General features: G+C 39.7%; 14 protein-coding genes. 5 read left to right on the top strand and 9 right to left on the bottom strand.

What is annotated here, in order from left to right; all coding sequences use genetic code 11:
* Position 1: 1 nt before the first annotated feature.
* Together tnpA and BMX56_RS17270 are read right to left on the bottom strand one after the other, a co-directional pair.
* The gene (gene tnpA, locus BMX56_RS17275; RefSeq protein ID WP_090651068.1) at positions 2-463 is read right to left on the bottom strand and encodes an IS200/IS605 family transposase; all 462 of its coding nucleotides are present in this window, start codon (positions 461-463) and stop codon (positions 2-4) included.
* A gap of 551 nt (positions 464-1,014) precedes the next feature.
* Positions 1,015-2,697 (bottom strand): MutS-related protein, encoded by a 1,683-nt coding sequence (locus BMX56_RS17270; protein ID WP_090650747.1) that lies wholly within the window; start codon positions 2,695-2,697, stop codon positions 1,015-1,017.
* Between the two features lie 91 nt (positions 2,698-2,788).
* Here BMX56_RS17270 and BMX56_RS29890 point away from each other — a divergent pair, with 91 nt between their 5' ends.
* Entirely contained in the window at positions 2,789-3,067 is a 279-nt protein-coding gene (locus tag BMX56_RS29890; RefSeq protein WP_143065461.1) for a hypothetical protein, read from the top strand.
* A gap of 77 nt (positions 3,068-3,144) precedes the next feature.
* Here BMX56_RS29890 and BMX56_RS17265 read toward each other — a convergent pair whose 3' ends face one another.
* From BMX56_RS17265 to kaiC, 6 genes are all read right to left on the bottom strand, one after another.
* Positions 3,145-5,682 carry a PAS domain-containing protein gene (locus BMX56_RS17265; protein ID WP_177183844.1) on the bottom strand — a complete coding sequence of 846 codons (2,538 nt, stop codon included), beginning with the start codon at positions 5,680-5,682 and terminating at the stop codon, positions 3,145-3,147.
* A gap of 337 nt (positions 5,683-6,019) precedes the next feature.
* Positions 6,020-6,796, bottom strand: a complete 777-nt coding sequence (locus BMX56_RS17260; protein WP_090650741.1) for an enoyl-CoA hydratase/isomerase family protein — start codon at positions 6,794-6,796, stop codon at positions 6,020-6,022.
* Between the two features lie 104 nt (positions 6,797-6,900).
* Entirely contained in the window at positions 6,901-8,565 is a 1,665-nt protein-coding gene (locus BMX56_RS17255) for a PAS domain-containing sensor histidine kinase (protein ID WP_090650736.1), read from the bottom strand.
* 1 nt (position 8,566) lies between these two features.
* Entirely contained in the window at positions 8,567-8,899 is a 333-nt protein-coding gene (locus BMX56_RS17250; protein ID WP_090650733.1) for a circadian clock KaiB family protein, read from the bottom strand.
* A 10-nt stretch (positions 8,900-8,909) separates the two neighbouring features.
* Positions 8,910-9,197 carry a circadian clock KaiB family protein gene (locus BMX56_RS17245; protein ID WP_090650727.1) on the bottom strand — a complete coding sequence of 96 codons (288 nt, stop codon included), beginning with the start codon at positions 9,195-9,197 and terminating at the stop codon, positions 8,910-8,912.
* A 6-nt stretch (positions 9,198-9,203) separates the two neighbouring features.
* Entirely contained in the window at positions 9,204-10,937 is a 1,734-nt protein-coding gene (kaiC, locus tag BMX56_RS17240; RefSeq protein ID WP_090650724.1) for a circadian clock protein KaiC, read from the bottom strand.
* A 346-nt stretch (positions 10,938-11,283) separates the two neighbouring features.
* On the opposite strand from kaiC, the gene BMX56_RS17235 reads away from it, so the two are divergent.
* The 3 genes from BMX56_RS17235 (at position 11,284) to BMX56_RS17225 (ending at position 14,817) form a co-directional block, all read left to right on the top strand.
* Entirely contained in the window at positions 11,284-13,884 is a 2,601-nt protein-coding gene (locus BMX56_RS17235) for a PAS domain S-box protein (RefSeq protein ID WP_090650721.1), read from the top strand.
* Positions 13,885-14,012: 128 nt separating this feature from the next.
* Positions 14,013-14,483 (top strand): ferritin-like domain-containing protein, encoded by a 471-nt coding sequence (locus BMX56_RS17230; RefSeq protein ID WP_177183843.1) that lies wholly within the window; start codon positions 14,013-14,015, stop codon positions 14,481-14,483.
* A gap of 10 nt (positions 14,484-14,493) precedes the next feature.
* Positions 14,494-14,817 carry a hypothetical protein gene (locus tag BMX56_RS17225; protein WP_090650715.1) on the top strand — a complete coding sequence of 108 codons (324 nt, stop codon included), beginning with the start codon at positions 14,494-14,496 and terminating at the stop codon, positions 14,815-14,817.
* Here the strand turns inward: BMX56_RS17225 and BMX56_RS17220 are convergent.
* Complete coding sequence (locus BMX56_RS17220; protein ID WP_090650712.1) at positions 14,814-15,203, bottom strand: hypothetical protein; 390 nt, start codon at positions 15,201-15,203, stop codon at positions 14,814-14,816. The genes BMX56_RS17225 and BMX56_RS17220 overlap by 4 nt on opposite strands.
* A gap of 181 nt (positions 15,204-15,384) precedes the next feature.
* Here BMX56_RS17220 and BMX56_RS17215 point away from each other — a divergent pair, with 181 nt between their 5' ends.
* Positions 15,385-16,866 (top strand): PAS domain-containing sensor histidine kinase, encoded by a 1,482-nt coding sequence (locus BMX56_RS17215; RefSeq protein WP_090650710.1) that lies wholly within the window; start codon positions 15,385-15,387, stop codon positions 16,864-16,866.
* Positions 16,867-16,872: the final 6 nt, after the last annotated feature.

The following is a 16,872-nucleotide window of genomic DNA, read 5'->3' as shown; positions in this document are numbered from 1 at the left end:
CCTATTCTAACGGCTTGAAAATATATCGTTCATCGTAGTCTACTTCAAAATGGTCAAGAAATTGCTTATACTCTTCTAAAAAGGTTTTATGCCGATGATGTTCTTCCTGGTTTTCAATATATAAAGCAACTTTTTTAATATGAGACCGCGAGTAAGAGAACGCTCCATACCCCTCCTGCCATTTGAATGGGGAATTACTAAATTTCTCCTTATTAATCCATTCAGACGATGAGCCTTTTACCATTTTCATCAAGTCTGATAATGATTGGGTTGGTCTGAAACCAAAGAATAAATGCAGGTGATCTGGCATACTATTGATGCTTATCATCTTATGGCCGTTGTTTTTGACAATTCCGGTAATATATTTATGCAACTCGTCTTTCCACGTTGGTTTGATGAGTGACTGCCGAAATTTTACGGCTATAACACATTGAATGTGAATCTGGGTATAGGTATTGGCCATTGTTTGTTGATTTTGGTTTGTAAGTAGCGTACCTACGGCACGTAAACCTATGTTTATCCATTTTCTACCGACATCAGACACCGATGGGGTTACTTATCTGATTTATAATAGTACAAAAAATTTCATAAAAAAGAAAGCAAGAGTGGCGTACCTATGGCACGCATCCTACGTTTTATTTTTTTCTACCGATATCGGACCCCGACGGGGTCACTTATCTGACTTATATATACAAGAGTCGAATCTATCATTTTTAAAAATTGAATCAACCATACAAAACGACTCCACAGGAGTCAAATATCGGTAGAAAACAAAAGGAAGGGCTTTGTGTGCCGTAGGTACGCCACTTAATGCTACAGGCTCCCTACTCCATATACTTCAACGTCATGCGTTCGCTTACGATGTGAGCATCTTCAATTACAGATTCCGGGTACCCCATAGATGTTAATTTAAAATCAGCCATGCAAAACGACTCCGTAGGAGTCAAATATCGGTAGAAAACAAAAGGAAGGGCTTTGCGTGCCGTAGGTACGCCACTTAATGCTACAGCCCCCCTACTCCATATACTTCAACATCATGCGTTCGCTAACTATATTAGCGTCATCAATTACAGATTCCGGGTAGCCCATGGAGGCCAATATGGCAATACCATTTTTGCTTTTAAGCAGTCCCTCTTTTAATTTGTAATCAAATACCAGCGTTTTGCCCGATTTGGAATCTTCAAACGAGTAAATGGCAAAGTCTTCATCAAGTAATTCGGCCAGTTCAAGGTCATGGGTAGATACAAAAACAAAATTATCATTGGCTGTGATATATGATAATACCGATTTTGCGGCCGCAATACGTTCAATTGTATTTGTTCCCCTGAAAATTTCATCTATAATAACCAGGCTTTTAATTTCTTCGGCAGCACTGCTGCTATCAACAATATTTAATATAGCCATCGCCTGTGCCTGAAAAAAGCTTTGTTGCTCTTCAATACTATCTGTTATTTTGATACTGGTTTGTATTTTCAGGAATGGTGCCTTGTAAGCCTTGGCGCAGCTGGTAAATATAGTTTGGGCCAACAAAGTATTGATTGCTATTGCCTTAATGAATGTAGTTTTCCCCGACATGTTTGAGCCGGTTATCAAAGCTCCCCTATCTGCCCGGGTATACAATGAATTAGGCACACAATTATCTATCAAAGGATGGAACAGGTCGGTAATTTCCATTTTGGCATCCTCGCTGATAAATTCAGGCTTGCTATAAAACGGCAAACCTTCCCTTACCGATTGTATGGCTATCAGCATATCTACCTCGGCTACAAAGTTGTACACCTTTTCAATATCGTCGCGGAATTTGCCAATGTGGTTTATTGAATTGGTGTAGATATGGGGTTCGAGCAGAAAAAGCACCTTAAAAAACTGGAATACCGCATAGCCAGGGGAGTCCGAATCAACCACCAGCTCACTTTCGAAATTCACAATAGTCAATGATCGTCTCAGGCCGGCGAGATTTACGAGGCACCTTTTGATGTCACCTGTATCGCCGATATTGGCATATTTAACTAACCAAACGGCTACTTTATGCATTATTAACAGTTGGGGCAGTGAGTCAGAATATCCAGCTGCTTTTTCCTTGCTGGCAAAATGAAATATTGTGTTGTAACCCAACAGAACGCCCAATATAATCAAGCTAACAGGGTTAGGTATAACAATAAGTGAAATAATTACCGCTAAAATTAAATACGGCACTATTTTAACATACAAAGCCATTACAGGTGCAAATAGTGGCGCATGCGTTTTTAAAAATAAGTTGGGAATTTGATAGGCATTACTATGGTTGAGCTTTGAAAGTTCGAGTTCCAAAAATTCGCGATTAGGTGCATCCGCGTTCAGGGCCGTTACCTTAGCATCAAGTTTCAATAAATTATCCGGTGATGTTTCCGGAAAATGCAGTTTTTTATATAATAATTGTTTTCCGGGTTTTGAATTAGTTCTGTCTATATAGTTAAAAACATTTTTCAGGTCAAGGTCATCCGAGGTTACCGCTGTTATTTTGCCTTTAGTAATATCTGCATCCAGGTAAATTTTTATCAAATCGAAATTGCGCTTTGAGTTTACCGGTTTAGCCCATTTATTTTTGATTTTCTCCAGTTTTTTTTCTTCAGCCCGTAATCTCCCAAAATAAGATACTATGTATGAAATTGTTAGCACAATAGACAAAAGTAGTACCGTAAAAATGATGTAATACATGCTTAAAAAGAATAAAAAAATTAAACCGGTGGTTTATTTTCCAGTCAATATAAATGTAGACAAAGTTATTAACTAATAAATTTTTAAAGCCATGAAACTGATTAAAATTTCGATAATAACCCTGGCCATATTATTTTCATTTCAATTTGCCAAAGCTCAAAGTATATCCATTGCCGCGTCATTTGGATATCGCTACCCACATCACCGGGTTATTATAGCCGATGATTATCGTCCTTACTACCCCGAACCCGTTTACTATCGTAGAAGTGTTTATTACGGCAGACCACGATATTACACTTCCGTAAGCTATTGCAGACCGTACTATCACAGGGCATATTATAGGCCATTTCATGGCCACCGCCGCTGGTAATACGTAAATAAAAAATATTCAAAATGAAACCCATCCTGCAATACCGGATAGACTTTCGTTTTGAATATTAAAACCATTTAGTCCTCGTGAATGGCTGCATCATTTGCCATTTCAATTATCACAGCGTCAAGACGGTCAAGTTCAAACATAACATAAGCTAAAGCGGTGGCATCCCCCGGATCATCTTTAAGCATTGCTGCAAGTCCCTTTAAATTAGCAACAGGGCTGCGCATAAAGTGAGATTGCTTCCAGGCCATCGTTTTTATGCTGTTTATCTGAGCATGAATCCGTTCATAAGCAGCTTTCAGATCGCTTTCGGCATTCTTTCTTTCGGTAATGTCATAAAGCGATATCATAAGCCCCAATATCAGATCATTGCTGTCAATAATTGGCAACAACCTTACGTCATACCACATCGTATCACCATTGGGCTGCTGGTAATCAATTTCATAACTTACATGATGTCCGGTTAACACCTGGCCGGCAAACTTTTCAAGCTGAGGAAACCGTTCAATGGGAAAATAATCTGCAGGCAAATCAGCGCCATCCTGTTCGTGCTTATATTGCGTTTTTATAAACTTCGCAGCCATCGTATTATATGCCAGTACACGCAGGTTTTTATCAAACAGCGCATAAGCAGAATCTGTGGTATTTAAAATTGTTTGAAGGTTAGCTTCTGATTTGCGCAGTAACTCTTCCGACTTAATTTTTTCAGTAATATCGTTAGCCAATGATAACCTCACCGGCCGCCCATTAAATACAATATCCTGTGTAATGATCTGAACATTAATTATCGATCCATCTTTCCTTTGATGTTTAAAAATACCCTGATCTCCTGAGTCAGAAGTGTTTTTATTAAAGCTATCAACCATGGCGCTCCAATCCTCTTCAATCCTAAGATCCCTGGCATTCATCTGTAAAAACTCATCAATGGTATACCCGTAGTGTCTTGTTGCAGCTTTATTTGCAGCAATTATCGAAAGATCGTCTTTCGAGATCATCCACATGGGTAATGGGTTGCTATCAAACAGCAATTTATATTTCAGTTCAGATTGGCGCAGTAATTCCTCAGCCTCTTTCCTTTCTGTTATATCTATCATTGATCCTATAATGGTGGGTTCACCATCAATAGTTACCATGTTACCATAAAACTCTACCCAGTTTAATGATCCATCTGCCCGTTGGCCAATTGCCTCGTAATCAATACTGTCAATCTCTCCTGCTAACCGGGCACGGATGTGCTCTAACGCGATGTCCCTGTGTTGCTCGCTAACAACCATTGCTGCAGATGGGGCATTAATAAGCTCTTCCTGGCTATATCCAAAAACCTGTGCAAAACGTGGATTTACATAGGTGAATTTCCTCTTTTGAACAATGTAGATGCCCACCATTGATTTTTCGGCCAAAGTTCTGAATTTTAGTTCCGCAAGTCTTAGCTCGGTTTCCATTGCCTTACGTGCTGTAATATCGCGGGCTATAACCAGGATGCGGTCGTCTGAAAATTTTTTTACGTTTACTTCTACGTCAAAACTGGTGCCGTCTTTCTTCAGAAAACGACGTTCTTTAATAACTGCCTCAGCCAATTCATCCGGGCTCAAGACGATGGGGTCAATTTTAAGATGCCCGGGCTCAATCAGGTTTACTAAATTAAGTTGTAAAAGTTCTTCACGCGAGTAACCGGTCATTTTGCACATGCTGGCGTTTACTTCGGTAAAATTATTGTCGAAATTAAGCACATATATGGCATCTGAAGCATGTTCAATAAGCAAACGGTACCGGCGTTCACTTTCGCCAAGTTTGTCTACCAGCGCTGTTAGTTCAACAGATCGTTCTGCTACCCTTTTCTCAAGCGAACTGTTAATTGAAATAACTTCATTTTCCGCAGCAGAGCGTTTTTCATCTATGCGGTTAAGCCATATTGCGGTTAAAGCAACTATGGTAAGGCAAATGACAAGCATGATGAGGGGTAGCATATATATACTAACCTCAAGTGTAACCAGGTGGTTATATTGTGTTTTAAACCTAAGAAAACCCAAAACAACAAATATCAGTTCCAACGGTAAAAATAACTTACGGGCCATTTGATTACCCACCCTGCTACCGGTAAACAGATTGGTTAAGCCATATTGGGGATGCAAAAACGCGGCTGCTATTGAAATCCCAAAAAACAACGATGCGGTATGCACCGGCATCGAGCTCACATAGCTGAACTTATAAAACAGCGACAGGCCATATAAATAACCGATGATGGCAACAGTTGAAATAAGTGTAACAACATGAAGCATATACTGCCCTATCAGTTGTATTTTCTGTTGCTTGTAACCAAGCAGCAAAAAGGCCAAACCTAACAACAAGGTACAAATAGAAGTGTTTATGGTTGCATAGCTATTATAAGAGTAGTTGGTATTGGTTAAGGTATCATTGCCGCCATTAAAAAATTGATCAGTAACGACGTGAAACTGCAGCAGGTCCTGCAATAAACCAAATAAGCCAAACAACGCAACGATGATTGATAGTGTAATTAATGCAAACCTGATATTCTTTTTGGGAGATTGTTGGGTTAATAAAGTAGTTACTCCCAAAAAACACAGGCACATTGCAGTGCTAAATTTCACCGTTACATATTGAGGTATGAGTGTTTTAAGTGCGTCTATGTTCAAAAGCCACCCACAGATAACTAATACACCTGCCAATATGGTGAATAAGCTTACAAAGGTTATAAATTTGCTTTTTTGAGGACAGTACATTTAAAATAAAATATTCCTGCAAGCTATATAATTTACCAAATATTTCGCTTTAATCAGGATGTAGTTTGGGCTGTAAATTTATCCTGATAAAGTTATAACAAAATCAGCCCAAAGCTAATTTTAATAGATGATGGATTCAGTGGGTAATAACTATTTTGATTAGTACATAAAAAAATCAAAACCTATTGATTAAACTAACAGCTACTCATTTTTTTGAGGTTAAAAAAACCTGAAGTGCCTGCTGGGTAAAATCGGATAATACAAGTTCGCCACTAATTGCCGCCCTACCAGCTAATAACGAATCCCAATCGTTGGTTCCTTCCCATAATAGTTGTTTAAGGGCAGTTAAGGCCGCGGGATTATACGACACAAGTTTGTTTACTAACTCATTAACAGCAAAATCGAGAGAGGTTATATCGTCATATACTTCGTTATACAAGCCCTTTTCTTTTGCCCATTGCGCAGTTTGGAATTCAGTTGCCTGAAAAGTCAATTGCGAAAATGCCGGTAACCCAACTTTACGTATCACCGCCGGCGATATCACAAATGGCCCTATCCCTATTGCAAGCTCGCTTAGCTTTATCGCGGCGAATTGGGTAGCCACACAATAATCTGCTGCTGCTGCCAGGCCCACCCCACCGCCAACGGCTTTCCCCTGCACCCGGGCAACAATTAGCTTGGGCGATTTGCGGCACGCGTTGATTACATCAGCAAAGCCTGAAAAAAATTTGCAGCCTTGTTCCTTATCCTTTATCTGCATCAGTTCATCAAAGCTGGCGCCGGCACAAAATGTACGATCTCCCTCACTTTTTAATATAATCACTTTTACAGCGTCATCGACGCCTGCCTCCCGGATACTTTTAGCCAGCTTTTGCAGTAAATGAGATGGGAGTGAATTTTGGGATGGGTGATAGAAACTAATAGTAGCCGCACCATTGGTACTTATTACGCTTGATACATTTCCGTTATCGATGGCCGACATGTTTATGATATATATAGATTTGCTAACCAAACCATTTTACCTCCAATATCAGAAGTAATTAATGTAACCGCAATTTTAGCCTAAAATAATTTGACGGGCAAATATTAAGCTATTATTGGCAACTCAAAATAAAAGGTTGCGCCTTTGCCCAATTCACTCTCTACTCCTATCTTGCCGTTGTGATTATTTATAATTTCGGTGCTGATATAAAGCCCCATGCCCAGGCCACTCGCCATGAATTTTTGATCTTCAACGCGGTAAAAACGTTCAAATATACGCTCAATCTGCCCGGCAGATAACCCAATTCCAAAATCGGTAACAGATAAGCGCACCACATTTTCATTGATTTCGGTTTTAATAATTATCTTTTTGTTTACCTGCGAGTATTTTACGGCGTTATTTATAAAATTCATAACTACTTGTTCTAACCTTTCAGCATTTCCAATAATTTTAAAAGGGGATGTGGCCAGGTTATCAAACTCATGCTGGGGATACATGTGCTGCGCGTTCTCAAGCGATGTTGCAACCAAATCGCGCAAGTTAACTTCTTCGATCGCATATTCAAGCCTGCCCGCATGTATTTTGCTCACGTCAAGTAAGTCATTTATCAAGCGTTGTAGTTTATTTACAGCAATCGCTGCTTTTTCAATATATTGTTTAACAACCGGCGGCACGTGTTCCTTATTATAGCCGCTGATGAGTTGAATGTAGCCTTTTAAGCTGGTTAGCGGTGTTTTAAGTTCATGGCTGGCTACACCTATAAATTCATCTTTACGTTCCATTTCCTGTTTCTGATCTTCAATATCAGTAGCTGTGCCCACCCAAAAAACAATTTCTCCATTATCACCTTTCAAGGGCATGGCCCTGTTCAAATGCCAGCGGTATTTTCCATCCCAACGCAGATAGCGGTTTTCTACCTCAAAAACAACCCCGGTTTTCAATGAATGTACATATTTATCCATGGTTATCGCAAGGTCATCCGGATGGACTACGCGTTGCCACCCCCAACCTGCGGTCTCGCTAAATCGTAAGCCTGTATAATTATACCATTGCTGATTAAAAAAATCAATTTCGCCATTGGGCAGGTTTGTCCAGCTCATCTGCGGAATATTGTCGCTTAGCAGCTTAAAATGCTCCCTGCTTATCAGCAAGTCTTTCGTACGCTCCTTTACTGTATCCTCAAGTTCATTATTCAATTTTTTAGTTTCTTCCTGTGCTGCAATAAGCTGATCATTTTTTACTTTGAGTTCCCATTCGGCTTCTTTTTGAGTAGTTAAATCGGTAAGTATCAAACTAAGCGACAGGCCTTCGTCAAGACTGAGTGTTGTGCATGATAACAAACAAGGGGTTAAATGGCCACTTTTATCTGCTAACAAAATCTCCCCTTTGCAATCTTCTTCCCAGCCATTATTAATCATATAATTAAACCTTTCCTGAGAAATTTCGGGTATAAAAGTTTCAAACCTTAATCCAATTACCCGCTCTAAAGGCATGTTCATCATCGTTGCAAAACGCGAATTACTGTAAAGGATTACCCCTTCCCTGTTCAGGGTAACAGCCCCCTCGTTCATTTTTTCAATAAAAACCCGGTATGTCTGGTCGGCTGTTTTAAGTGTATATAATTGATGCCCGGTATCATCTTTAACAATAAGTGCATCAACCTGGCCATTTCGTATGGCGTCAATAGTATCGTTTGCTTCATCCAATTGAAGCTGAACCTCCCGAAACTCTTGTAATAGCTCGTCGTATGTCAATTTAGCAGGATTCATATTAATAATCAGTATATAAACCAAGCCCGCGAAGTACTTTGGCGATATTACTCATGTCGCCTATTAATCGGCGCTCGGTGCCTGGCGCTTTTTTAATTAGCAGCGGCAAGGCAATAATCTGTTCACTTTCGGCAATTAATGGCTGTTGGTAAACGTCTATAATTACCAATTCATAATTGCCCTTTAAATACTGTTCGCAAATACCCTTTAAATTGGATATAGCACGCGTTGAATTTGGCGAGGCTCCGGCTACAAACAAGCGTAACTGAAAAACACTCCCATCATCAAGGTTTAAATTCCGGGCCAAAGGTGGCAGTTGATCTTGTTCAGACATTATATTTTCTTTAGCGTGGCCTGATATTTAAACCCACCAGCACTTTTTCTTCGTTTGATAAATCGCCAATGATTTTCCTGATAGGTTCAGGCACCTTTCTTACCAGGGTAGGTATTGCAAATATCTGGTCGCCTTCGGCAAGTTGGGGCTGCACCAATAAATCTATTACCTCAATTGCGTACTGGCCTTTTAAGTACTCTTCGCAATATTTTTTCAGGTTGGCAAGCGCGGCGACAGATTTGGCTGTTTTGCCGGCAACGTACAACCTCAATTCATATTTTACTATTTCTTCTTCCATTGTATTTTAGCTCTTGTTCTTATCAGCACCAGTTGTCCCTCTGCGCATCCTCGTAATTTCTTCCCGGTTCTTTTCTATTATCTGTTGCTTTAGTTCTTCCTCTAAATAAATTTTATTCAACTCGTCTTCAATTGATTCGTACTCTGCTTTTAGGTTAGTTATTTTTGATTCCAACATCATTCGCTTGCGCATAATCTCCTTGTCTTTACGCGATACAGCAAAATCTCTCAATGCAAGCCCGGTTTTTTCTTTTAGTTTTTCTGCTTCACGTGCCGAGCCGGTAAGTACGCCATCAGGCCCAAGATATACATCTACCAGATCGAGCCCGTTGTCTGTAATAACAAACTCACGCACCTGGTTACTATGTTTCATACCACGCGATTTCATGATGTACATGCCTCTGTTCCGCTCTCCGTTATATTCAATATCACGCACCAATAGCCATGCATCAACAAGCGAGGAAACACCTTCGTCGGTTTGGTCGCTGATTATAGTATTAAGGGTGAGGGCCGTAAACATTACCGTAATTTGTTCTTCCTGCAAAAAATCTATCAGCCTTATCAGCATTGATTTTACTTCACTTACCGAGCCAACAGTAATGAGGTTGGTTATGGGGTCAAGCACAACGGCGGCGGGTTTAAATTTTTTAATAAGTTTATAAATGGCCACCAGGTGCATTTCAAGGCCATACAAAGTAGGCCTGGATGCGTAAAATTGCAGCAGGTTATTATCAATGTGTTTTTGCATATCCACATTGATAGATTTCATATTTCTGATAATTTGTTTTGGCGACTCCTCGAACGCGAAGTACAAACATCTTTTACCGCTATTACAGGTTTCGTTGGCAAAGTATGCAGCTATACTGGTTTTTCCTGTGCCGGCTGTGCCTGAAACTAAAACGCTGCTACCCTTAAAAAAACCGCGTCCGCCCAGCATGTTATCAAGAGCCGGAATACCCGAAGAAACTCTTTGCGACGACACATCTTTTCCCAGTTTTAAAGATGTTACCGGTAAAACAGAAATACCGTCCTCGTCTATTAAAAAAGGATATTCGTTAGTGCCGTGTTGCGATCCGCGATACTTGATAACCCGTAACCTGCGGGTAGAAATCTGGTTTATAACGCGGTGGTCAAGCAGGATAACGCAATCAGAAACATATTCTTCCAGGCCCTGCCGGGTTAAAGATGGGCCTTCGCCTTTTTCGCCGGTTATTATGGCAGTAACACCTTTGCCTTTCAAAAAGCCAAATAACCTGCGTAGTTCGGCCCGAAGAATAGTTTGATCGGTTAGGCCCGAAAATAAATTTTCAAGTGTGTCTAACACCACCCTTTTAGCGCCAATTGCATCTATGGAATAGCCCAATCTTATAAAAAGGCCCTCCAGGTCATATTCGCCGGTTTCTTCAATCTCACTACGATCAATATGAACATGATCAATCTTTACCATGTTATCGGTTTGCAACTTTATAAGGTCAAAACCTAATGAAGCTACGTTCATGGCCAACTCCTCGGCCTTCTCCTCAAACGCCATAAATACACCTGGCTCGCCAAACTCCGTTGCGCCCCGAATGATAAATTCGAGCGACATTAAAGTTTTACCGCAGCCAGCTTCGCCACATATTAAGGTGGGGCGGCCTTTAGGTAGCCCACCGCCAGTTATTTCATCTAAGCCTGTTATACCAGTTTGGCTTTTAGGTAACGTGGGAAAATTCCCCTTTTCTTCTTTTTTTACTATACTCATCGTGAATAGCGTTTTACTTCGTACATTTTATAAACGCACATGTATTTGCAATTTAATTGGTTAATAATGCGATACGGGTATAATTTGTTTTATCTGGGGGAATTTATTTATTAAATTGAAGCGGCTTTTTAGTTTGCTAAATGTAGCGTTAGCCCGTTATCACTTAAATAATTTACATCAATGGCCCGATAATTAATTGTTTATAAAACCAGCTTTATATGGCTAAAAACAACTAACTTACAGATATTTCCAATAACAGCATATCAAAATCCATTAAAACACATTACTGCTTTTTTAGTTTATTACCAATAAATTAAAAGGCTTTATTACATACTTTTCCAGGTAAATGACCAACACTACAGAACAAAGTTTACTCAATAACGAAAACATCTTTCGCACGTTAATCGAAGAATCGCCAAGTCCGGTTGGTCTTTATGTAGGGCGGGATATGCAGATAAAAATTGCCAATAAAGCCATCATCAAAATATTTGCAAAAGGCAATGATGTTATTGGTAAACCTTATTTTGAATTATTGCCCGAACTAAAAACACAACCGGTTTTTGATATCCTTAACAATGTATATAATACAGGGGTAGCTTATGAGGCAACAGAAGCACGTGTTGATATAGTTGTAAATGAGTGCCTTGAAACATTTTACTTTAACTTTGTATTTACGCCAATAAAGAACAGCGATGGCCAGGTTTGGGGAGTTTTAAATACAGCAGCAGATGTTACCGAATTGGTATTAACCCGCCAAAAATTAAAAGAAAGCGAGGAACGTAAACAATTTACTTTACATGCAGCAGAAATAGGCACATGGGATCTTTACCCACCCCAGAAAATTGTGATTTGGGATGATCGCTGCAAAGAGCTATGCGGTTTTTCGGCGGGCGATGAAATAACTTACAACGATATTTTCAGGTACATCCATCCCGAAGACGAGTTTCGGGTGAGGGAGGCTGTCCAGAATGCGTACAATCCATCGTCGGATGGCAATTATGATATTACATTCAGAACAATCAATAAGGACGGGAGCCTGAAACATTGGATTCAATGTAAAGGCAAGGCATATTTCGGGTTGAATAACGAGCTTTGGCGTTTTGCCGGTATCATAAGGGACGCTACCCGCGAACAACTATACAGGCAGGAGCAACAAAAGTTGATAGCCCTGGTTGAAAACACTGCTGATACCGTTATACTGGGTAACGCATCTGCCGAGGTTAGTTACCTAAATAAGTCTGGTTTTAATTTATTGGGGATAAATGACACAGCCGATACATTAACACCCGGATTTAATTACTTCCATGAAGATGACAGACAAATTGTAACCGATAAAATATTACCTGCTATACAGGAAAACGGTAAATGGAGTGGCGAAATAAGATACAGGCATTTTAAAACGGGCGAACCGATACCTGTATACGTAAATTCGTTCCGAATTAATGATGATTATTCGGATAACGCCATTGGACTGGCTACTGTTGCCCGCGACCTGAGGCCTGAAAAAAAAGCACATAATGAACAATATAAGTTATTAACGCTTATTGATCACAGTTCTGACTTTGTTAGCCTGTCTGACCTGGACGGCAATGTAAGTTATGTTAATGCGGCCGGGCGTGTTATGTTAGGCATAAAAAGCCAGCACGAACTGGAACGACACAACAGCGAGTATTTAACGAAGTCCGAATTAGCTAAACTGGTTAATAAAGTAAACAAGGGGCTGATGAAAGATGGCAAATGGTCGGGTGAAATTAATTTCAAGCATTTTGAAACCGGCGACGCCATACCTGTTTATGGAACAACAATGCTGGTGTATGATTCGGTTACTGGTAAACCACAAGGCCGCGCTACAATAGCACGTGATATGCGCCGGGAAATTGCCGACAGACAGCAGCTAAACGACCAGATTAAGCAGTTTGAGTTTGTTACCGATTTTATGCCCGTACAATTATGGACAGCGACTACAGATGGTAACATAGATTATGTAAACCAACGTGCAACAGATTATTTTGGAACAAGCCAGGAGCAGATAATTGGCACAGCATGGTTAAACATGGTACATCCCGAAGATGCTGATGGATGTGTTGCAGCATGGACATCATCGATAAAAACCGGAGATATATACCAATATGAGTTTAGGCTGCTCGATAAAAACCGGGTTTATAAATGGCACCTTGCCCAGGCATTTCCTTTTGTTAACGACGGGAAGATTGTTAAATGGTTTGGTACCAATACCGATATAGACGAGCAAAAACAGTTGCAGCGTCAAAAAGATGATTTTTTAGGCATCGCCAGTCATGAGTTAAAAACGCCGGTAACCAGTATAAAAGCCTATGCGCAGGTACTTGGTGCCATGCTTACCCGGGAAGGAGAAACTAAAAAGGCCGAAATGGTAAACAGAATGGACGCCCAGGTAAACCGGCTTACTAATTTAATTGGCGATTTGTTAGATGTTACGAAAATAAACTCGGGCAGGTTACAATTTAACAAAGTGTGGTTTGATTTTAACCAGGTAATTAAAGAAACCATAGATGATTTGCAGCATACCACGCAAAAACATAAGTTGGTGGCTGATTTCACCGAAACCGGCCAGATTTATTCGGATAAAGACCGCATAAGCCAGGTAATTACCAACCTGATAACTAATGCAATAAAATACTCGCCACATACTGATCAGATAATTGTGAGCACCCGATTAAAAAATAAAGAAGCCATTGCTTGTGTGCAGGACTTTGGCATTGGCATTCCTGATGATAAAAAAGATAGAGTATTTGAACAATTTTATAGGGTTAGTGGCGACAAGCAACATACTTTCCCGGGTTTGGGTTTGGGGTTATACATATCGTCGGAAATAATTAAACGTGAAGGTGGCAGAATGTGGGTAAACAGTGTGGAAGGAAAAGGATCTACTTTTTGCTTTGCTTTACCTGCAGAGGGGAAGGAGTAACAAGTTTTAATTTTCCGTTAATTATATCTCTCTATCCAAAAATCCGAATACCTGATTTCAGTTACTTAACACATCTGCAAAACATTAACTCCCATAGTATGTTGTGTTTATATTATATAAATAAAGCCATGGGAGTATTACAGCATATCCAACACCAGATCTCGGCACTTAACGATCTGATCAAAATAAATAACGACCGTATAGCAGGTTATCAAAAGGCCCTTGAAGATTCAACAGAAAGTGACCTGGTTTTGCTATTTAATGAATATGTTGATCAAAGTAAAAATAACGTCAGCGAGTTAAAAGAATATATCCTGTTTTTAGGTGGCCACCCAACCGACGGCACTACATTATCGGGCAAATTTTATCACACCTGGGTTAACCTGAAAGCCGTACTTATCAATAAAGACAGGCAGGGCATACTGGCCGATTGTGAGTATGGAGAAGATGTGATCATCAAGGCATACAGGAAAGCACAGGACGATAAAGAGCTTATTTGGGAAGATGATAAAGTTGTAAACCTTTTAGCATGGCAATTGGAGGGGTTCAAAACATCGCATGAAACTGTTAAGACATTACGCGAAGCTGTAAATATTTAATTGTATTACCATGAATAGCGCCGATCATTCATTCTTTGATGACTACAAACCATTACACGTGCCGCATGAATATTCGCCCTCAGCTTGCGTGCAAAATAATGTTGTATTTGCACTTGCCCAGTTAGGTGAAGCAACAGCGGGCGAAGTTGCAGCAAAACTAAGCCTGCTTGAACCGGGCACTAATCCCGGCACCCACCAAAAAAATGCCGACGATATACTTAACTACCTGTTTGATAAAGGCTTGATAAAAGCCAACAATGTTGGCGGTCAACTGGCCTTTAATTTAAGTAAGATTACAGAACCTAACTCCGGTAAAGCCGATAGTCTTTTTTAAGGATTAACCGGGTTTATTGGTTTAGCCGAAATTATACTATCAACAACAAATACACTAACCCCTCTCCATGGCAGTGTGTGCAGGTATTCTTTATAATGTAATTCCAGATACGAACCGGCATTGTTGTTTAACTGCTGAGCCACTTTTTCATTTGTTACCGAAAACATAAACTCATTTGAAGCAATATTGCCTTGCGTTTGTGTACGTATACCATTCTGTATCAGCTTGCCCTCATAAGTTTTAAAAATATAACCCTTTTTTACAAAATAATTCATAGTACCTGCTTTAGCGCCCTCACCAAAAACAAAGTAAAACCGGTAGTAAAAAAAGCCAGCAAGTAATAATAATACAATTGATAAAAGAATAAGCCTGGTTTTGGTTTTCATAAATGGTATTTTTAATTATCTAAAGCTACAAAAAGTTGGTACCAAGCAGAACGATAGTTCAAATAAAAAGAACATATAATTTGCAATCAGTTTCCTAAAGATTAAATAAAAAATATTATTAATAATTACCCATATTAAGTTTAAACCCTAACTTTATTTAAGTTTACCTAAAATAATAAAAATGCCCTCCGAACTATCGCCTGTTTTGCCAGATGAGATTTTCAAAATTATATTTGAAAAATCGCCTGGTTCACTGTTGGTAAAGGCCGATGCACCACATTTCACCATTATGGCTGCAAACGAGGCTTACCTTAACATAACTAATGCTACCCGTGAAATAATTATCGGCAAAAGTTTTTTCCAGGTTTTTCCCGATGATGACGATGACCCATCTGATGAAAGCGGCGCCCGTAAAACATTTACTAAAGTAGTGGAAACCGGCCTCAAAATTGATATACCCACCTACCGTTATGATACCCGTGACCCCGAAACCGGGGATTATAAGATCAGGTATTGGTCATGTAGTAATGTTCCGTTTAATGGGCCTGATGGTAAGGTTGCTTATATTTTAAATACAATTGCCGAAATAACAGGTGAGGTAAATGCAAAAGAAGCCGCTATCGAAAGCGAAAACAGGTTACGCCTTGCCGCCGAAGCTACCGGTTTTGCGACATTTGACTGGGACTTTAAAGACGAAGTACGGTTATGTTCGCCACAATTAGCCGAGTTGTTTGGCCATCCTGCAGACAGCAGGCTATCATCAGTATATGTATTTCAAAAACAGGTATTACCCGAAGATCAGCAGGTAATTGCGGATGCATATCAAGAAGCAAAAAAAAGTGGCATTTATGCATACGATGTACGGGTTGTTTGGCCGGATAATAGCATCCACTGGCTGAGTATCAAAGGTAAACTTGTTATTGACGAGCGACAAAAACCAATCAGGATGCTGGGTACTGTGATTGACGTAACCGAAATTAAACGGGATGAAATCAGGAAAAACGATTTTATAGCCATGGCCAGCCATGAGTTAAAAACCCCGCTAACTTCAATTAAATCATATATTCAGATACTATCAAAAAAACTGGCTTCAGATAATGATGCTTTTATTAACAATGTGTTAAGCAAAGCCAATAACCAGGTTAACAAAATGACCGACCTGATTCATGGCTTTCTTGACCTCTCTAAACTGGAATCAGGAAAGCTGCAACTAAAGCCCGAATTGTTCGATATCAATAAACTTATAGAAGATTGCATTTCTGAATTACTGCAATCCACCTATAGCCATATCGTTATTTTTAACAACCCAGGCAACTTAAACGTTACCGGCGACAGGGAAAAACTTGGCCAGGTTATCGGTAATTTTCTAAGCAACGCTGTAAAATATTCGGCCAAAGAGACGAAAATCATTGTCAAATGCATTAACAACGACGGATATGTTGTTGTATCCGTTACCGATGAAGGGGTGGGTATTAAGCTAAAAGATCATAAGAAGGTGTTTTATCGTTTTTACCGGGTAGACAATGAAAAAATCAAAAACGTTTCGGGTTTTGGCATTGGCCTTTACCTATCCACCGAGATTATACAATGTCATAAAGGCAAAGTATGGGTTGAAAGCACAGAAGGTGTAGGCTCAACTTTTTATTTTAGCATCCCAGCATAACACCTG

The sequence above is a fragment of the Mucilaginibacter sp. OK283 genome, from assembly GCF_900110415.1.
In the GTDB taxonomy this organism is placed as follows: Bacteria; Bacteroidota; Bacteroidia; order Sphingobacteriales; family Sphingobacteriaceae; genus Mucilaginibacter.
Note: the sequence above shows the minus strand (reverse complement) of the source record. Positions and strands in the feature narration are given on the sequence as shown.

Excerpts from the sequence above, each read along its gene's own strand:
- BMX56_RS17260 (WP_090650741.1), bottom strand. The coding sequence starts at position 6,796 with ATGTCGGCCATCGATAACGGAAATGTATCAAGCGTAATAAGTACCAAT.
- BMX56_RS17225 (WP_090650715.1), top strand. The coding sequence starts at position 14,494 with ATGAATAGCGCCGATCATTCATTCTTTGATGACTACAAACCATTACAC.
- BMX56_RS17245 (WP_090650727.1), bottom strand. The coding sequence starts at position 9,197 with ATGGAAGAAGAAATAGTAAAATATGAATTGAGGTTGTACGTTGCCGGC.
- BMX56_RS17220 (WP_090650712.1), bottom strand. The coding sequence starts at position 15,203 with ATGAAAACCAAAACCAGGCTTATTCTTTTATCAATTGTATTATTATTA.
- BMX56_RS17230 (WP_177183843.1), top strand. The coding sequence starts at position 14,013 with ATGGGAGTATTACAGCATATCCAACACCAGATCTCGGCACTTAACGAT.
- tnpA (WP_090651068.1), bottom strand. The coding sequence starts at position 463 with ATGGCCAATACCTATACCCAGATTCACATTCAATGTGTTATAGCCGTA.
- BMX56_RS17235 (WP_090650721.1), top strand. The coding sequence starts at position 11,284 with ATGACCAACACTACAGAACAAAGTTTACTCAATAACGAAAACATCTTT.
- BMX56_RS29890 (WP_143065461.1), top strand. The coding sequence starts at position 2,789 with ATGAAACTGATTAAAATTTCGATAATAACCCTGGCCATATTATTTTCA.
- kaiC (WP_090650724.1), bottom strand. The coding sequence starts at position 10,937 with ATGAGTATAGTAAAAAAAGAAGAAAAGGGGAATTTTCCCACGTTACCT.
- BMX56_RS17255 (WP_090650736.1), bottom strand. The coding sequence starts at position 8,565 with ATGAATCCTGCTAAATTGACATACGACGAGCTATTACAAGAGTTTCGG.
- BMX56_RS17215 (WP_090650710.1), top strand. The coding sequence starts at position 15,385 with ATGCCCTCCGAACTATCGCCTGTTTTGCCAGATGAGATTTTCAAAATT.
- BMX56_RS17270 (WP_090650747.1), bottom strand. The coding sequence starts at position 2,697 with ATGTATTACATCATTTTTACGGTACTACTTTTGTCTATTGTGCTAACA.
- BMX56_RS17250 (WP_090650733.1), bottom strand. The coding sequence starts at position 8,899 with ATGTCTGAACAAGATCAACTGCCACCTTTGGCCCGGAATTTAAACCTT.